Here is an 18,950-nt window from a genome sequence, read left to right on the forward strand (position 1 = left end):
TTAAGGCAGGTTTATGCAACCCACCGATTCCAAAACGTCGACAGCAACTGATGCAACATCGCAGAACAATGTTACTCAAGCCAATGTTACTCAAACGAATGATAGCCAAAAGATTGCCATTCCACCCAGCAAGAAAAAATCTAAGCCATCATCAAAAACGCGCCGTCGTCTAAAAGATGCAGAGCCGATTCCATTTAACATTGATGGTTTGTCACATGATGGTCGCGGTGTTGCCATCTATGGCAATGGTTTTGGGGTTGATGATGGCCATGCTGAAGATAAGCATGGCAAAAAAATATTTGTAAGCTTTGCCCTACCGGGTGAAAGCGCACTGGTAAAAATCACCAATAGCCGTGCCAGTTTTGAGGAAGGCGATGCAATCAGCATCACTGCCAATCCAAATCCTGAGCGTGCTGTGCCGCCTTGCCCACATTTTGGTGTTTGCGGTGGCTGCAACTTACAACACTGGCAGCCCGATGGGCAGATAAATTTTAAGCAGTCCGTACTTGCTGAGATGCTCATGCATCAAGCCAATGTAGAACCTGATAACTGGCTAGCACCTGTCGTAGGTGATCGTCTTGGCTATCGCACCAAGGCTCGTCTAGGCGTGCGCTATGTCGTCAAAAAAGAAACCGCGCTGGTCGGCTTTCGTGAGCGCTCAAGTAACTTTTTGGCAGAGCTCAATGAATGCCATATCTTAGACCCACGCATCGGTTTTGAGATTGAGAACTTAAAGACGCTCATCAGCACGCTAGAGAGCCGTGACAAGATTGCTCAGCTTGAGCTTGCGATGGGTGAGCAATTGCCAGAATTGCCTGACGGCAATCAACCTGTTGCACTAATCGTGCGTCACTTAGAGCCGCTGTCAGAGGCTGATATAGACAAATTAAAAGCATTCTTTGCAGCGCGCAATTGGCAGCTATATCTACAGTCAAAAGGTGCTGATAGTATTGAACGTATCGCTTTGACAGAGGCAGATGATCTAAGCGAGCAGTTTGGTCGCCTATATTATCAACTGCCAGAATATGATTTGACCTTTGAATTTATTCCTACTGACTTTACCCAAGTCAATTTATCTGTCAATCGCCAAATGACCAAGCTGGCTTGCGACTTATTAGATTTAAAAGCAGGTGAGCGAGTACTGGATCTGTTTAGTGGTTTGGGTAATTTTAGCCTGCCGCTAGCACGTCTCGTTGGTGAAACAGGTTCTGTGGTGGGTGTCGAAGGTAGTGAGGCCATGACCAAGCGTGCGGCTGACAATGCTCGTCGTAACGGTATCAGCAATACTGAATTTTATAGTCAAGATTTGACAAAAGATTGCACTGACAAACCTTGGGCCAATCAGGGTTTTGACGCCTTACTCATCGACCCCCCGCGCTCTGGTGCTTGGGAGATTATGCAGTATTTGCCAAAATTCAACGCTGAGCGTATCGTCTACGTTTCTTGTAATCCAGCAACCCTCGCCCGCGATACCAAAGCATTACTAGAGCAAGGGTATCGCTTGACGCATGCGGGTGTCATGGATATGTTCTGCCATACTGGACACGTCGAGTCTATCGCTCGTTTTGAAAAAGTAGACAGCTGATTTTTATACGTATCTTATGATTCGTAATAGCCTCTTAAGTAGCCGTATTATGACCGCAACACTGAATCCAAGCTTGGATAATATTTTGCCTATAACTCACGGCTATTTCACATAATTAACCAAAGTCATTACAGAGCCTCGCTTGATTTGTCCTTTCAAAGTGAGATAATAGTAAACAATCTTCTTATACTGTATATCGCCGTATAAGCAGCACTTGTACTCGTAGCTTTATATATTTTACGCGCATTTTATGGCTGTTAAAAATCAGATTTTTAGCAGTTGTATTGGTTTATAGCTGGCACTTTATGAATCGTTCATTCGGAGTGTGTGCATAGTAGATGAGGTTATAATCAATTCAAAATAGCTAAGAGGAGTCGGCTATGGTAAAAATTCGTGAGGGGTTGCCGTTGGTGGATGGACAAACCACGCAGGCCGACAGTGCCACACTGGCGGCGCAATTGGTAGCGAGCCAACGCTCTCACCAATCTGCCAACAGCTACGCCCAGATTCCTCTCGATATCAAATACCAGCTGTCAACTCACAAGCTACATACTACTTTTGATCGATCAGCGGCACATACTTATGATGGCCTCGACCCCGCGCTTGAAAACGAGTATCTGGACAACACCTATACGCTCTCAGATGAAGAGCTCGAATCCATTGATTTAGATCAAGCCAATATCGATGTACCCACTTGGCTCGACAATGTGGCGAAGCGTATCGGACAAGAGTCTGTACCTCATCTGAGTGCTGCTTGTGAGTTTATCCGCAGTCACATGAATACTAGCGAATCTGAGCGCTCAGGTGCTTACGTCACTGGTATTGGCATGACAGACATATTGACCTATCTCTATCAAGATGAAGACGCGCTTGTTGCTGCCATGCTATATCGCAGTGCCCGCAAATCCATCATTAGTCTTGCTGAAGTTGAGAAAAATTTTGGTGCGGATATCCTAGCCCTTGTTAAAGACACTTTAGCAATGGGGAAACTCTCAGAGATTATTGAGAGCAATAAACGCTTAGAAGATCATTTCGTCAATAATCAGCGTGACCAGCTATCAAATATTTATAGCATGCTCATTTCTGTCACCAACGACGTGCGTGTGGTACTCATTAAGTTGGCAGAGCGTACCTTTGCCATGCGTGAGTTGACGTTTTCTAGGCCAGAGCGTCAAACTCGTGTCGCGCGCGAGGTCATGACTATTTATGCGCCATTGGCCCATCGCTTAGGTATTGCACAGCTCAAGTGGGAGCTTGAGGATCTGGCGTTTCGCTACCTTGCGCCCGATAGGTACAAAGAGATTGCCAAGCTACTGTCCGAAAAGCGAAGCGAACGCGAGTCTTATATTCAGCGTGTAGAAGAGAAGCTCAATGAGGCATTAGCGAATGCTGGCATTGAGGGCGAAGTATCCGGACGCGTCAAGCATATCTATTCTATTTACCGCAAAATGAAACTCAAAGGTTTATCCTTTGACCAGCTGTATGACATCCGAGCATTGCGAGTATTGGTCAATAATCCTTCAGACTGTTATCACGTCTTAGGCTTGGTACATGGTTTGTGGCGTTATATTCCTGAGCAATTTGACGATTATATTACCAACCCAAAGTCAAACGGCTACCGCTCACTACATACCGCCGTCATTGCCGAAAACAAATCGCTTGAAGTGCAGATTCGTACTCAGGAGATGCATTTTGAGGCGGAGCTTGGCATGTGCGCACATGTCAATTACAAAGAAGGCCTGAAGAATAAAAAAGACAATTACTTAAATCAAAGAATCAGCTCGCTACGTCAGCTACTGTCTATTAACAACGAGACCCGTAACCAGCCGCGCTCATCTGTCATGACAGGCGAAGAGCTAGATGACATGGAGCTTGACGAAGAAGAACAACTCGTTGATTTTGATGAGCTCGAGCGTATCTATATTTTCAGCCGTGACGGCGACATCACCGAGCTACCAAAAGGTGCAACCGTTCTCGATTTTGCCTATTATGTGCATACCCAAGTTGGTAACCGTGCACAGGCAGCCCGAGTTAATCAGCGCTATGTGCCATTGACTTATCAGCTAAAAACAGGGGAACAAGTTGAGATCATCACTAAGGCATCGCGTGAGCCCAATCGTGATTGGCTAGTCGCCTCACTGGGCTATATTCATACCAATCGCGCACGCTCAAAACTGCGTCAATGGTTCAACAAACAAGACCGTGATAAGAATATTGAAATAGGTCGTCAGATGCTTAGCAAAGAGCTTGAGCGCCTATCTGTGCATCCCAATAGCATTGACTTAAATGACTATATCCAGCATTTCCACGTCAATACGACCGATGATATTATCGTGGGGCTCGTCACAGGTGATATCGGTCTCAATCAGCTAACCAGCCATATTTCTCGGCAGCTGCATTTAGAACCCGAGATACCACCAGAGAACTTTGCACCGCACGTCGATACTAGAGATGCGAGCAAGCTCGATGCCTACAAAATCCGTATCGACGGTCTGGATAATATTGAAATCAATTTAGCAGGCTGCTGCCATCCTGTACATGGTGAGCCAATTGCCGGATACATTACCTTATCGCGAGGTGTCAGCGTTCATAACCGCGGTTGCCCTGAGTATCTGCGTTTGGTCGAGCGTGATCCTGAGCGCAAAATAGAGGCAGCTTGGCAAGTACAATCTGGTCGCTATCAGCCAGTTGATATCCACGTAGAGGCGTATGACAGACGCGGCCTGTTGCGTGATTTGACACAGATTATTGATAAAGAGAACGTCAATATCCGCAAAGTTGAAACGCTTAGTAACGATGACAATATCGCCTTTTTGAAATTTCATATCGAAGTTTCAGGGCTAGCGCATCTATCTAAGTTACTGGCGAAACTAGAGCAACAGCACGGTGTCTTACATGCTCGTCGCGCTGTGGCTTAGTTGACATGCTAAGCTACCAATTATTCACTCAAAAATAGAGTTGTCATAAAACATCATGCCCGAATTGCCAGAAGTAGAAACCACCAAGACTAGCCTTGCACCATTATTAGGACAACAGGTGATTGACATAAAGGTCTTTGAACCCAAGCTACGTTGGGCGATGCCAGATGACTTAAGTAGTCTGGTTGACTACACGTTAGATAGCGTTGAACGCCGAGCAAAATATCTTATTCTTAAATTTTTGCCCACAGTGCTTAATGATAATGATGCCATGGTAGCACCACTTAAGCTTTTGATTCATTTAGGCATGTCAGGTAGTTTACAGCAGCACAGTTATGGCACTGACAAACGTAAACATGATCATTTAATAGTAGTATTTAGGGATTCTGAAAATGCAAAGTCTCAGCTACATTATTACGATCCAAGACGATTTGGCTCAGTATTATGGTATGAAGATTACGGTAGCAAATTACTGGACCACTTGGGCCCTGAGCCACTCTCAGAAGATTTTACCGCAGAATATCTTTATAACGTTATTCAACGTAATAACTTATCCGATAAAGATCATAACAATACAGGCTCTAACAAAAAACCATCGACCAAACGAACACAGTCCATCGCACGAGCTATCAAATCTGTCATTATGGAACAAAAAGTCGTGGTAGGTGTCGGTAATATCTATGCGACGGAAAGCCTCTACCTATCAGGCATACATCCCGCTACCCCAGCGAACCAACTTTCATTTGACCAACTTGTTGTTTTGGTTGATCATATTAAAGACATTCTAAAAAAAGCCATTGAACTTGGTGGCTCAACGCTACGAGATTTTACAGTCGCGAGTGGTCAAACGGGTTATTTTCAGCAGACTTTAAATGTTTATGGTAGACAAGGAGAGCATTGCCTAAAGTGCGATACCATTCTAGAAAATGTTAAGCTCAATGGTAGAGCCAGCGTTTATTGTCCAAATTGTCAGCCGTTAGCTTCAGCTTAATTAGTGGTCATATGATTTCTTACCTTAACTAAAGACAAATCTGCTACTATTTCAAAATAAATACAATCTAGTTTGATATATTTTTTTACTCACATAAGAATATCCCATGTATTCTTGTTGCTTATTGGCGTACATCTTGCTTTAATAGTGCTAGCGCTTACAAAAATAGTGCGCACTATTTATTCTTCTGTAATACTTACCCTACCTGTCGTTGCCGCGATATTCCTATATGGAGACAGCAGCAGCCATTAATCATACTAATTGTAAATTTTAGGATATCGTTATGACGGTTAAAGCCACAAACAAACGCGCAGTTAAGCAAAAGTTGTTTCCTGTCTTTACTTCCTTAGCGTTAATGGCTGCTAGTATGCAACCTACTTTTGCAGCCATAGAAATAGACGAAACTGACTTTGGCCCTTCGTATGAGACGATGGTAGTAGATACGATTGTTGGTAAACCATTACAACTGGTCAATGCTGTGGCTGGTACCGCTGCCTATATCGTGAGCCTACCCTTCTCTCTTATCGGTGGAAATGCCGATCAAGCGCAGCAAAAATTATTTGTTGAGCCTTGGGATACTATGGGAAGATGTTTAGGCTGTACAGTTGCTGAAGACAACTATTATAAATCACAAGTTATTGACAATAATACTGTGCGTATTGTCGTTGACCAACCATCAGAGATTTTGATTAATACTAACGATTACGTGGTTGTCACGCCATAAGCTACTGTGTTTGATCGTTTTTAGCATAAATCAAAAAATATGACTTTGTGAATAGACAATAGAAAAGGCTAACGTAAAGTTAGCCTTTTTTGTTACCACTAAACCGTACGTTATTATTTTACAATATGAGTATTACTTAATTTAGCACTGATTTCACGCAGTAACTGTACTTCTTCTGATGGCTCTACTACAGCTTCCTCTACAGCTTCCGTACGACGCATTTTATTTACTACTCTAACCATCATAAAAATAATAAAAGCTAAAATTAGAAAATTAATGAGTACAGTGATGAAGCTACCATATGCTAATACAGGAACGCCAGCTTCTTTGAGTGCATCATAGGTCATAGCAACCCCATTAGGCACATCACCCAATACCAAAAGCATATTTTTAAAGTTAATCTCGCCCCCTACAATGAAAGCGACAATTGGCATAATGATATCATCTACCAATGATTTAGTGATGGTAGCAAAAGCCCCACCAATGATAACACCAACTGCCAAGTCCATCACATTGCCTTTTAGAGCAAATTCTTTAAATTCTGAAACCATACTCATTGTATTCTCCTCAAAAATTATCTATAGGTGTATAGATATTTTATATAAACAGTATCATACTTCACTCTAACGTTAATCATTGAACACATCAAAACTAATGTTCATTTTGTATTTATTTTTTCAAAATTACAACAAAAAAAAGCAGTATAAAGTGAACCACTATAGCTCACCCTATACTGCTAATTCTTTAACTACTCCGATGTCTAAAAGACATTAAATTTTGGTGTTGAAAATCAACGCTCTAAAAGATTGAGTAGTTTATACTGTCGATATTATGCATTTTTCTTACTACGGCTGTGACGCTTACGCTCACTTTCAGTCAAATAACGTTTACGTAGACGAATCGCTTTTGGTGTTACTTCAACCAGCTCATCATCTTGAATGAACTCAAGCGCTTGCTCAAGCGTAAACTTAACTGCTGGCGTCAACGTCAACGCTTCATCTGTACCACTAGCACGTACGTTGGTTAACTGCTTACCGGTTGTTGGGTTCACTGTCATATCATCGTTACGCGAGTTTAGACCGACGATCATACCTTCATAAACTTCAAGCTGTGGCTCTGCAAATAACTTACCACGTTTTTGTAGGTTAAACAGTGCAAATCCTAGGCAAGTACCGTTTGCCATAGAAACCAATACGCCGTTCGAACGACCACCCACATCACCGATCTTTTGTGGACCATAATGCGAGAAGCTTGACGTCATGATACCACTACCTGAAGTCAATGTTAAAAACTCAGAACGAAAACCGATCAAACCACGAGCTGGTACTGTCGCTTCAATACGCATACGACCTTTACCATCAAGCTCCATATTGGTCATCTCGCCTTTGCGTAGACCAACCTGCTCCATAATAGAACCCTGATGCTCTTCTTCGATATCGAAGACAACGTTTTCATACGGCTCTTGTAGCTCACCATCAACTTCTTTTACGATAACCTCAGGGCCTGAAACACCCATCTCAAAGCCTTCACGGCGCATGTTCTCGATAAGTACAGATAGATGAAGCTCACCACGACCAGAGACTTTAAATTTATCTGGAGATTCAGTATCTTCCACGCGCAGAGCAACGTTATGAATCAGTTCACGCTCTAGACGCTCACGGATATTACGCGACGTGACAAACTTACCATCACGGCCTGCAAATGGTGAGTTATTCACTTGGAAGTTCATCGAAACGGTTGGCTCATCCACAGTCAATGCTGGTAATGCTTCAACTTTATTAGGATCACAAATCGTATCTGAGATATTAAGCGCATCGATACCCGTGATACAAACGATATCACCAGCTTGTGCATCTTCAACATCAATACGATCAAGGCCATGGTAGCCCATAATTTTTAAGATACGGCCGTTACGTGTCTTACCATGCTTATCAATGACAGTAACTGGTGTATTGGTTTTAACCTTACCACGCTGGATACGACCAATACCAATCACACCGACGAAGCTATTGTAATCAAGGCTTGAGATCTGCATACGGAATGGTGCGTCTGCATCAACTTGCGGCGCCTGTACAACATCAACAATAGTTTTAAATAGTGGCGTCATGTCATCAGCTAAATCATCTGCTTCCAAACCTGCAATACCATTTAACGCTGATGCATAAACCACTGGAAAATCAAGCTGCTCATCAGTTGCACCTAGATTATCGAACAAATCAAAAATTTGATCCATTACCCAATCAGGGCGTGAGCCAGGACGGTCAATTTTATTGATAACAACAATCGGCTTTAGACCTTGTTCAAATGCTTTTTGCGTTACAAAACGAGTCTGAGGCATCGGACCATCGACAGCATCAACAACCAAAAGTACGCAATCAACCATTGACATCACACGCTCAACTTCACCACCGAAATCGGCGTGACCTGGGGTATCAACGATATTAATACGGTATTCAGTTCCTGAAGTCTGATCTGTCCAACGAATGGCTGTATTTTTAGCCAAAATAGTAATACCACGTTCTTGCTCAATATCACCTGAATCCATTGCACGTTCAGCAATATTTGCACGATCGCCAAAAGTACCAGATTGATGTAATAATTTATCAACCAAAGTTGTTTTACCGTGGTCAACGTGGGCAATAATTGCAATGTTACGCAGGTGTTTGATATCGTTCGCCATATAAAATGCTCGTGTCGTCTTAAAAAAATGCAGTAGCAATAAGCGCCGCTGGATAAACTTTTATCATCAATAAGATAAATATTGAATTTTAGATGATACACAATAAATGCTATCACTCAGAAAATCTCAATATAATCAAATATCTATGCCGATAAATTCATCGTACAGATAGCTATGCTAATGTACATTCTGTCAATTTACAGAATGTTTGGGTGGCTAGTATAACATTATTGATTCATAAATTTATGAAATAACTTACTTTTCTCAATACATAAATAAAAAAAGCCACCCGATTGGGTGGCTTTTTTTGTAACCATATATCTAACTATACGATTATTTATCTAATACTTACTGAACAACCATATCTTTAGTTTGTTCAACAGTCATAGTTTTGTCACCAGTGATGATGGCATAAACACGACGGTTCATAGCACGACCTTCTTCAGTATCGTTTGATGCGATTGGTTGGTCATAACCATAACCAACAGTTGATAGACGGTTTGGAGCAATACCGAATTCGTTAGTTAGCATAGATTTAACAGCAACGGCACGAGCTTCAGATAGACGTTGGTTATAACGTGCTGAAGGACCAGTTTTAGATGCATGACCTTCTACACGAGCTGTAGAGTTTGGATACTCACGCATTTTTTCTGCTACTTTAGCGATTTCTGGCTTGTATTGGTTTTTGATAGCTGATTTATCGTTATCAAAGAATACACGTAGTTCCATTTTTAGCTCATCAGTAATATCTACTGGTACTGGGCAACCACGCTCATCAACCACCACATTCATTGGAGTGCCTGGGCATGCATCCATGCTATCAGGTACGCCATCACCGTCAGAATCAAGGTCAGCTTCAACAACAACTACTGGAGTGTTGTCAACCATTGGCTCTTCCATTGGCGGCACTGCTACTGTAGGTGCTAGATGGCCACCAAGTACAACTTCTAGACCGGCCAAGGCCATGCCTTCCCACCAGTTGTTATCAAAGTTATGAATCGCACGAGCTTCACCACGTAGGCTTAGTGCATCGTTGATACGATACATAGCACCTAGACCTAGGTTACCGATAGTATCTTTAGTGCCTGAAACTTTGTCACCTGAAGAGTCTTTAATCTCAAGTTTAGATTGGCCAGCACCAACTAACACATATGGCTTAAGAGCGCTATCAGTATAACCAGTGAACTCTTCGGTACCAACTAAGAAGTTACCAGAGATCATTTCTTGCTCTGCATCGAAGTTATCAGAACCGTCTTGGCGGATAGCATCAGTATCTGATACACCATACTCTACTTGGAACTGAGTAGAAGGAGTAAGTTCGATACCTAAAGCGGCACCAGTATATAGACCGTCTTCTTTATAGTAGCTATCACCACTACCACTATAGTCGCCTAGTAATTCAGCTTGATCATCATCAGCGCCTTCGCTGTAGTGATAACCTAATAATAGTGGGCTAATAGTAACACCAGCATTAGCTGCTAGAGGTGCAGCTGTTACAGCGAACAGTGCTAAAGCAATTTTATTCAGTTTCATGGACTTCCTCCAAAGGATAATTTTAGTGATGCATTAAGCAAAACCGATTTTCAAGACGCTCTAAATTAGACATCTTTTACGCATTTTAGGTACAAAGCAAAACCAATTAAAACGTAGCTTAGCGATTATCCATTCAGTTTACAACTTTTTTCGTTAACGAGCTACACATTATTACACGATAATGTTGTAACTAAAACACAATAGCCATTCTAAGTTACTTAGAACTAACACACCTTACGCTTTTTATCTTTTGTATGTCAGTTCACGATAGATGCTAAATCAACTAGCACCTATCGTTTGAACATATTTTATTACAATTAATAATTTTTCTCTATTCCTAATGCACATTATTCACTAATTGAAACATTTTTTGACAATAGACATATATTCTGTTTATATTAAAATAGTCGACTTTATTTGATATTCGAAGTAACTTATAAAAAAGTAATAATTTTGTATACTGCCAACAAACCAAAATACTAGGGCGTGTTGAACATTTGCAAATAGGCACTGCTGATCGCTAAAATGGTTCCAGACAAGGCACAAAGCGACGATAATGCAGATGCCTTAGCGAGATTTGTAACGCAGTATGGGGTAATTTTAGCATCAGCCCCAACGATAAAAGCAGGGGACAGGACTATTTTTTGCCGCTTCATCGTTAAAAATAAGCGCTTAGAATGACTAAGCTTATTATTTTTAACATCGAATCGCCTAAAAAATAGTCGCTGTCAGTGCCATGGTCGAATGTTCAACACGCCCTAGTCTTTATCAAGTATTTTTTCTACATAATGGATTAGCTAGATGTTGCAGATAAGCGCGATTATTTTATTTGGAAAGTCTGAAGCCATAGGATGTAGCAACCTATGAAATCGCTTTATAAAACATCATCAAATTATCGCAGATTACTGATAGTGGTTTTACCTGTATCTACTTTGATGAAGGGAATGCTTAGTCATGATAGGCTAATATTTCGAATAAATCAGTTGTACGCTCCACTACACCAGTTAACTATATGTAATAAACGCTCTGCAATGCATTTGCAAGCTTTAAGCGCTAAAGGTAGGAATGGCTTCACTCTTGTTGAGCTGATTGTTACTGTAACGGTGCTTGCTATCATAGTAGCGATTGCAACGCCAAGCATATTGACGCAATTAACGCGTATGGAAGCCAAACGCGTCAAAACCCAATTAGAGAACGCTCTCGCTTTGGCAAAAGCTGAAAGCTATATCACTAGACAAGATGTATTGGTTTGTTTATCGAATGACGGTATACAATGCGACCGCAATAGTGACAACATGCTTATATTATTCGTAGACAAAAACGGTAACAAAAACTTCGATACAAATGCTGATACTCTAGTACTCAATCAATATTTTAATTTAAAATATAGTACACTGAAACTCAGAGTCGGAGCGGGTCGCCATTACATCAAATTTTGGGGTGATAGTGGCAAACCTCGGGGGCATTTTGGCCATATCAAGTACTGCCCCACATCTACCTATAATGATGCAATGTACCAAATTTCTTTCAATCAAAACGGTCGAGTCAGTCAGAAGCTTAATCAAGACCACCCTACCGATTGTGATGGGTAATTGAATGCGGACAAAGTAGCAAGTACATTACCTTTAAGCATTTTAATACATCGCATTTTTTACCATAACAACAGCTTGCTATAATCCTAAATCATAGCGTGTTCTATATTTAACTCATCAACACCATCGACCTAGGCAACAGTATCGATATTCCCACAAGTTAAGCCATGGCCTAAACTCAATAGATTTAAAAATGATAATCTCTTTATTGATAACGTTGTTGCTGTTGCCATAGCAGCCGACTTTGTAATGGTTGATAATCAAGTAGATGATCTATCAGATGCCGATGTAGCTTTGACCAATTATTCAGCGTTGCTTTAGTGATACCTAGGTAGGCCATCTCGATAATATCGATACCCTTAAATATAGTCTGTCCGGTACTACTCTCTAAATGCTCGGACTCTATAGCATTCTGCATGATTGGTAGTAACCCCACATCAGGTAAAAAGCGATATACACAATTAGGTTCGATAGTATGTTCGATGTTATCATGCGTTAGCGTTAAGGTGAAACCTAACTCATTGAATAGGTGCTGCTCAAATTGGCGCAAACATAAACGAAGCTCAGTGTTATCTAAAGGTTGCTTCAGCTGCTGTAAACTGTCCTGATAATGTTGCCATAATACTGGCATTGGATCTTCGGTCGGTAACAATCGCCACAGTATCTCATTAAGGTACAACGCCGCATATTGGTGCTGTCCATTGATATTACTATAAGGTACAGCAGATAGTGCGGCAGGGGCACTCTCTTTTTGCTCGTTACTTGTTTGGAGAGTGGTTTGCGAAGTAATCTGGATTTGAGTGAATGTCTTTAGGTCGCGTTTGCCAGTGGCAAATAGCTGTAACGGCATAAATAACGGTGCACCTTTTTTCCCAACACCATGTATCACACCATGCTGCTGAGAAAAAAGATAATACAACGCACGCTTTTCTTGATAAGGACGCTGATGTAATAAATAGCCAATTAACGCTTCGTTACGCATCGTTTATCACCTCAGCATTTAACATATAGATAGCAATATTACCGCACTATGCGTGATTGCTATCAATATCCCAAACTGGTTAATGCACGTTCGTCATCAGACCAGCCACGTTTGACTTTGACCCATAGCGTTAGCATAATCTTTTTGTCAAACAGTTGCTCCATGTCTTTACGAGCATCCATACCGACTTGCTTGATGCGCTGACCTTTATCACCAATGACAATGGCTTTTTGACCACTGCGCTCAACATAGATAGTTGCATCAATAAAGGTACATGCTTTACGTGGACGCCCTGTCTTTGGATCTGTATGCGCAGGCTCATCTTTAAACGCATCAATCTGTACAGTCAAGTCGTATGGCACTTCATCACCAGCACTACGCATGATTTTTTCACGAATGATTTCGCTCGCTAAGAATCGCTCTGAACGGTCGGTGATTTGCTCTGTATCATAAATAGGTGCAGCAACTGGTAAATGTGAGGCAATCACTTCTTGCAAACGATCTAAGTTTTGGTTCTTGAGCGCCGATACTGGCACGATATCAGCAAAGTCAAAACTTTCATTAAAGGTTTCAATAAGCGGCAATACGCTGCCTTTATCTTTTAAAGTATCTGATTTATTAATGACCAGTACGATCGTTAAATCGGTCTCACCAAGCTTTTGCAACGTCAGTAAATCATCATCACGCCACTGATCTGAGTCAACAACAAATAAAACCAAGTCAACATCAACCAAAGCGGATACTGCCGCTTTATTCATACGCTCATTAATCGCACGTACTTCATTGCGATGGATACCTGGCGTATCGACAAACACCGCCTGCATCTCGTGATTGGACAAAATGCCATGAATACGGTGGCGCGTCGTTTGCGGCTTACGTGAGGTAATAGACAGCTTTTGACCCAATAAGTGGTTCATCAACGTTGATTTACCCACATTTGGACGTCCAACAATGGCAACATAACCAGCTCTGAAGTCGTCAGCCATACGAGCATTCGTATTTGGCGCAAAAAATTCTTCAATCGCCATATCATTGTCGATTGTGATATCTTCTACGCTATCTGCATTCGTATCGACATCTGTATTTTCAATCATATTTTGAGTACTATCTTCATTATTCGATGGCACATCAGGGTGATTGCTCATAAGTTGATCCTATAGGGTTTATATCCAGCCAAATATGACTTAATAGTTTGTCGGTGTAGTTACTATTGGATATCAGCTGGTAATATTTGAAATAAGTAGTATACAAGGTAAATTAGGTCTATGCCGCTTCAGGTCTCATCACGCAAAAGCGGCATTGTTGACTCAGAAGTATGCCTGTAATCACCTGCGAATATTCGCTAAGAGCGTTTTTTAGCGGATCCTGGAAGTTTATGCAACTGATTAATCATAAGTTCTGCTGCTTTTTGCTCAGCGATGCGGCGACTTTCACCAGATTCAGTAATATCAGGGCAGTTTTGAATATTCACGTGACAGCGCACCACAAATATTTGATGGGGAGCGTTGCCACGTGTTTCCATAAGCTCGTAGCTTGGCAAATCAAATTGCTTAGACTGTAACCACTCTTGCAAACGGCTCTTCGCATCTTTTAGTGCTTTTTGGTCATTAACGTTGTCAATCAAGTCTCCATACCAAGAGAGTACGCAATGACGAGTGATATCCATATCTTGACTGTCTAAATAGATGGCTCCAATCAAAGACTCTACCGCATCCGCCAATATAGAAGCACGATTACGGCCGCCACCCTTACGCTCACCCACGCCTAATATCAGATGGTTAGACAGCTCTAGATTTTGCGCGATAATAACCAATGATTCTTGGCGGACCAAAGTTGCACGCATACGGGTTAGACGCCCTTCGTTTTGATTGGGATAACGATGGTATAAAGCCTCACCCACAATCATGCCCAAAAGCGCATCACCTAAAAACTCTAGACGCTCATAATTTTTTTTGCTATCAAATGAGCGGTGCGTCAAGGCAAGCTTTGGCAGGCTCAAATCATTAAATACATAGCCTAACTTGCGCGTTAAGACTGCTAAGCGCTGAGTAAATTCTGAGCTAACAACAAGCGTGTCGACAGACGTGCTATTTTTTTTAGGAGTAAGAACCGTTTGGGAATGTTGCGAAGTTGGTTTCATGCGTGGCTTGTGGTTATCCCTTCTGTTTTACAGATTCAGTTTAATAAGAGTCTATATTGGATTTTGTTGAGGACACTAAAGCGCTGTCCTATCTTATAACTATTTATTCTGCTGTAGCCATATCGATGTCTCCTTCGAAACGATTCACAATATCGACATTGCTAAAGAACGTATTGGTTACTGCATATTCTTTATGAATGGCCAATTGGCCCGTTTTTTTGTTGGTAAAAGTGAATACATCTTCTGCCTTGGTGTCATAGTCAGCATTGATGGATAGCTGTTTATTAACACGCTCAACGAATTGCTTGGCTGTCTCGTTATTGTCATTGGCTACTTTAAGCTCTGCACTCAAGAGCTTAGTCAACTGATAGTCACCAATTTGAGCAGGCACAATGGCCACTAGGAGTTTAACCGCGATCCCCAACATCATAATAATGAGAACGATGTTTGTTACACTAGCACCGCGCTGCGTGGCAAGACCAGATAACTGCTGCATTATGATATCCCTCTACAGATAGATGACTATTTTTAATAGCGTTCTATACCTATGACTTAGATAGTAAAACGCTATTTATTGAATAGTAACGATATTAGCATAAAACTATTATCGAGAACTCAATCAATAGAGTACTCATGGTATTAATCAATGGTACCATTACGCTCGAAAGTTGGTAAGTTTAATCCTGGTGGTTTATGCATCCAAATATAGACCGCTTTACCCGCTAAATTTTCATCAGGAACAAATCCCCAGAACCTGCCGTCTGCACTGCGATCACGGTTGTCACCCATCACAAAATAATGACCTTCTGGTACTTTAATGCGCCACTCTGTCCCCTCTGAACTCACAACTTCTGGTGATTGTTGTTGTAGGAAGGGAGCATACTGTGAGCTGTTCATACCATTTAAGTAGCGAACAAGGTGTGTGTTTTTACCCTGTGTCTCTTGGAAATATTGTGCGGCGTCCTCTTCTTCCTGACCCATCGCAGCAGCACTCTCTTCTGTGAGCACCTGACCTGGACCAACTTGTCCTGGCAAATAAAGCTGTGACGTCAATTCTGCATTGGCCGAAAAATCGACAGGCGTCGTCTCCACTGGTACATCATTAATAGAGATTGTGCCTTGATTGTAGCTGACGGTATCGCCAGGCAACCCAATCAAGCGCTTGATATAGTAGATGCTTGGGTTTTCAGGATAACGGAATACCACTACATCGCCATGCTCAGGCTCGCCAGTATCCAAAACTTTATTATACGTTAGCGGTAGACGAACGCCATACGCATACTTGTTGACCGCAATAAAATCACCCGTATATAACGTTGGCACCATGGAAGAAGATGGAATATTAAAAGGCTCAATCAAAAACGAGCGTACGATCAATACGACGGCCAACACAGGAAAAAAATCATAGGCCCATCGCACTAACAGGCTCTCTTGACCTCGACCGCGAGTTTTGCGCTGCTTGAGTGCCAGCTTATCTAGCAACCAGACAATTCCTAAGCCTATGGTCAACGGCACTAAAATTAAATTGAAATCAAAATCCATACCAAATTGCCTATTAACGTGCTGTTTGTCTAGTTGCTTTGATCAAAAAACTGACGATATTCAACTACTGCTATGTACAAAAACTATCTGAGATAGCACTGTCTATTAACTATCAACTTGCAAGACAGCCAAGAAGGCTTCTTGTGGAATCTCCACACTACCCACTTGTTTCATACGTTTTTTACCTGCTTTTTGCTTAGCCAACAGCTTTTTCTTACGCGATACGTCACCACCATAGCATTTGGCCAAGACATCTTTACGCATGGCTTTTACCGTACTACGACCAATGATCTGACTACCAATTGCGGCTTGAATCGCCACGTCGAACATTTGACGTGGTATCAGCTCTTTCATCTTGCTCACCAATTGATTACCACGGAAACGCGCTTGGTCTTGGTGTACAATCATTGCCAAGGCATCCACCTTTTCACCGTTGATTAGCACGTCGACTTTAACCAATTTGTCCACTTGATAACGATCAAAATTATAGTCCAGTGATGCAAAACCACGCGAGACTGATTTTAAACGGTCAAAGAAATCCATGACCACTTCACCCATCGGAATATCAAAGATAACCTGAACCTGCTTACCCATAAAGCGCATATCAACCTGCACACCGCGGCGCTCGATACATAGCGTCATGACGTTACCCAAGTAATCTTGCGGTACTAAAATCTGACAGCGGGCAATTGGCTCACGGAACTCTTCGATATTGTTGGGCTCAGGCAGTCTTGATGGATTATCAACATAGATGACTTCGCCGCCTTTCTTTTCAATCTCATAGATAACTGAAGGCGCAGTGGTGATCAAATCCAAGTCATACTCACGCTCTAAGCGCTCTTGGATAATCTCCATGTGTAGCATGCCTAAGAAGCCACAACGAAAGCCAAAGCCTAACGCGTCTGAAGTATCAGGCTCAAAAAATAATGACGCATCGTTGATTTGCAATTTCTGCAGCGCTTCACGGAATTTTTCAAAATCACTCGAATCGACTGGGAACATCCCTGCATATACTTGTGGCGTGATCTGTTTAAAACCTGGGATACGTTCAACATCAGGCGTACTGGCATGTGTAATCGTATCGCCAACTGGCGCGCCTGCAATATCTTTGATACCAGCGATAACAAAGCCTACTTCACCCGCTTCTAAGATACCCGTATCGACAGGTTTGGGCGTAAATACACCGATAGAGCTTACTGGATGAGCATCGCCCGTTGATTTGATATAGATCTTATCGCCTTTTTTTACCGTCCCTTCACGTACGCGAACCAGTGAGACCACACCCAGATAGCTATCAAACCATGAATCAATGATAAGTGCTTGTAAGGGTGCTTCACGGTCGCCAGTCGGTGCTGGAATGAATTCAACCAACGCTTCCAACAATTTATCGACACCCAGACCAGATTTCGCTGAAACACGAGGGGCATCAATGGCTTCTATTCCGATAATATCTTCAATCTCTTGAATAACACGCTCAGGTTCGACCTGCGGCAAATCAATCTTATTAAGGACTGCCATCACCTCTAAACCTTGGTCCACTGCTGTATAACAGTTGGCAACCGACTGTGCTTCTACGCCTTGCGCGGCATCGACCACCAATAGCGCGCCTTCGCAAGCGGCCAATGAGCGTGACACCTCATACGAGAAATCAACGTGGCCGGGCGTATCAATAAAGTTAAGCTGATAGCGCTCACCATTTGGATGGTCATAAAATAATGTTACCGATTGTGCTTTGATAGTGATACCGCGCTCACGCTCAATATCCATCGAGTCGAGCACCTGCGCCTGCATCTCGCGATCTTGCAAGGCACCGCACATCTGAATAAAACGATCGGCAAGGGTCGACTTACCATGATCAATGTGGGCAATGATTGAAAAGTTACGAATATTGGCTAATGCAGTCACAAAGCGCCTACTAAATTAAAGGTGATAGAATAAAGATAAGAGATAAATATGGTAAAGTACACTTGATAAGATAGGTATGCTTCGTTAAAACGTATGCTACAGGTCAGCTGTTGTGTCGAGCGTAATCCTTAGAATGGATAACCTCGCCTAAAGCCCAGTACTTAGTACGGTAACTCTGCTGCGCTCTTGTACGCACATACCAAAGAGTATTCTAGCAGTTTTCTACTGCAAAGTAAGGCGATTTTAGTAGCAGAGAAAGTATTTATCAAGTAAGCGAGACTGACAGACATCTAACAAGGAGTATTTGACTAAGCAATAGCACATACAAACCTTGTAAATGAAAGATTATTTCAGGCAA

The 18,950-nt window shown here is 42.0% G+C and carries 14 protein-coding genes; 5 read left to right on the top strand and 9 right to left on the bottom strand.

From position 1 onward, the window contains the following. The first annotated feature begins 13 nt into the window (after positions 1-13). The 4 genes from rlmD to PSBA01_RS04005 all read left to right on the top strand — a co-directional run bounded on the left by rlmD (position 14) and on the right by PSBA01_RS04005 (position 6,218). Complete coding sequence (gene rlmD / locus PSBA01_RS03990) at positions 14-1,585, top strand: 23S rRNA (uracil(1939)-C(5))-methyltransferase RlmD (RefSeq protein ID WP_186475112.1); 1,572 nt, start codon at positions 14-16, stop codon at positions 1,583-1,585. A gap of 380 nt (positions 1,586-1,965) precedes the next feature. Beyond that, on the top strand, positions 1,966-4,503 hold the full coding sequence (locus PSBA01_RS03995; RefSeq protein ID WP_186475113.1) for a RelA/SpoT family protein: 2,538 nt from the start codon (positions 1,966-1,968) through the stop codon (positions 4,501-4,503). A gap of 55 nt (positions 4,504-4,558) precedes the next feature. Beyond that, positions 4,559-5,494 carry a bifunctional DNA-formamidopyrimidine glycosylase/DNA-(apurinic or apyrimidinic site) lyase gene (gene mutM, locus PSBA01_RS04000; RefSeq protein WP_186475114.1) on the top strand — a complete coding sequence of 312 codons (936 nt, stop codon included), beginning with the start codon at positions 4,559-4,561 and terminating at the stop codon, positions 5,492-5,494. Positions 5,495-5,777: 283 nt separating this feature from the next. Continuing rightward, a complete protein-coding gene (locus PSBA01_RS04005; protein WP_186475115.1) occupies positions 5,778-6,218 on the top strand; it encodes a hypothetical protein in 441 nt (146 codons plus the stop codon). A gap of 113 nt (positions 6,219-6,331) precedes the next feature. Here PSBA01_RS04005 and mscL read toward each other — a convergent pair whose 3' ends face one another. The 3 genes from mscL to PSBA01_RS04020 all read right to left on the bottom strand — a co-directional run bounded on the left by mscL (position 6,332) and on the right by PSBA01_RS04020 (position 10,431). Then, on the bottom strand, positions 6,332-6,775 hold the full coding sequence (gene mscL / locus PSBA01_RS04010) for a large conductance mechanosensitive channel protein MscL (protein ID WP_058025799.1): 444 nt from the start codon (positions 6,773-6,775) through the stop codon (positions 6,332-6,334). 272 nt (positions 6,776-7,047) lie between these two features. Then, positions 7,048-8,898 carry a translational GTPase TypA gene (typA, locus tag PSBA01_RS04015; protein ID WP_186475116.1) on the bottom strand — a complete coding sequence of 617 codons (1,851 nt, stop codon included), beginning with the start codon at positions 8,896-8,898 and terminating at the stop codon, positions 7,048-7,050. A gap of 348 nt (positions 8,899-9,246) precedes the next feature. Continuing rightward, entirely contained in the window at positions 9,247-10,431 is a 1,185-nt protein-coding gene (locus tag PSBA01_RS04020; protein WP_186475117.1) for an OmpA family protein, read from the bottom strand. 863 nt (positions 10,432-11,294) lie between these two features. Here PSBA01_RS04020 and PSBA01_RS04025 point away from each other — a divergent pair. Then, positions 11,295-12,023, top strand: a complete 729-nt coding sequence (locus tag PSBA01_RS04025; protein ID WP_223334853.1) for a GspH/FimT family pseudopilin — start codon at positions 11,295-11,297, stop codon at positions 12,021-12,023. Between the two features lie 205 nt (positions 12,024-12,228). Here PSBA01_RS04025 and recO read toward each other — a convergent pair whose 3' ends face one another. The 6 genes from recO to lepA all read right to left on the bottom strand — a co-directional run bounded on the left by recO (position 12,229) and on the right by lepA (position 18,592). Then, positions 12,229-13,005 carry a DNA repair protein RecO gene (gene recO / locus PSBA01_RS04030; protein ID WP_186475118.1) on the bottom strand — a complete coding sequence of 259 codons (777 nt, stop codon included), beginning with the start codon at positions 13,003-13,005 and terminating at the stop codon, positions 12,229-12,231. A 62-nt stretch (positions 13,006-13,067) separates the two neighbouring features. Then, the gene (era, locus tag PSBA01_RS04035; RefSeq protein WP_058024505.1) at positions 13,068-14,033 is read right to left on the bottom strand and encodes a GTPase Era; all 966 of its coding nucleotides are present in this window, start codon (positions 14,031-14,033) and stop codon (positions 13,068-13,070) included. 314 nt (positions 14,034-14,347) lie between these two features. After that, a complete protein-coding gene (gene rnc / locus PSBA01_RS04040; RefSeq protein ID WP_186475119.1) occupies positions 14,348-15,145 on the bottom strand; it encodes a ribonuclease III in 798 nt (265 codons plus the stop codon). Positions 15,146-15,248: 103 nt separating this feature from the next. Continuing rightward, the gene (locus PSBA01_RS04045) at positions 15,249-15,641 is read right to left on the bottom strand and encodes a DUF4845 domain-containing protein (protein ID WP_223334848.1); all 393 of its coding nucleotides are present in this window, start codon (positions 15,639-15,641) and stop codon (positions 15,249-15,251) included. A gap of 143 nt (positions 15,642-15,784) precedes the next feature. Continuing rightward, on the bottom strand, positions 15,785-16,687 hold the full coding sequence (gene lepB / locus PSBA01_RS04050; protein ID WP_093067736.1) for a signal peptidase I: 903 nt from the start codon (positions 16,685-16,687) through the stop codon (positions 15,785-15,787). A gap of 105 nt (positions 16,688-16,792) precedes the next feature. Then, positions 16,793-18,592: a translation elongation factor 4 gene (lepA, locus tag PSBA01_RS04055; RefSeq protein WP_186475120.1), complete on the bottom strand. Its 1,800-nt coding sequence runs from the start codon at positions 18,590-18,592 to the stop codon at positions 16,793-16,795. Positions 18,593-18,950 lie beyond the last annotated feature (358 nt).

This window comes from Psychrobacter sp. KCTC 72983 (genome assembly GCF_014280455.1).
GTDB lineage: Bacteria > Pseudomonadota > Gammaproteobacteria > Pseudomonadales > Moraxellaceae > Psychrobacter > Psychrobacter pacificensis.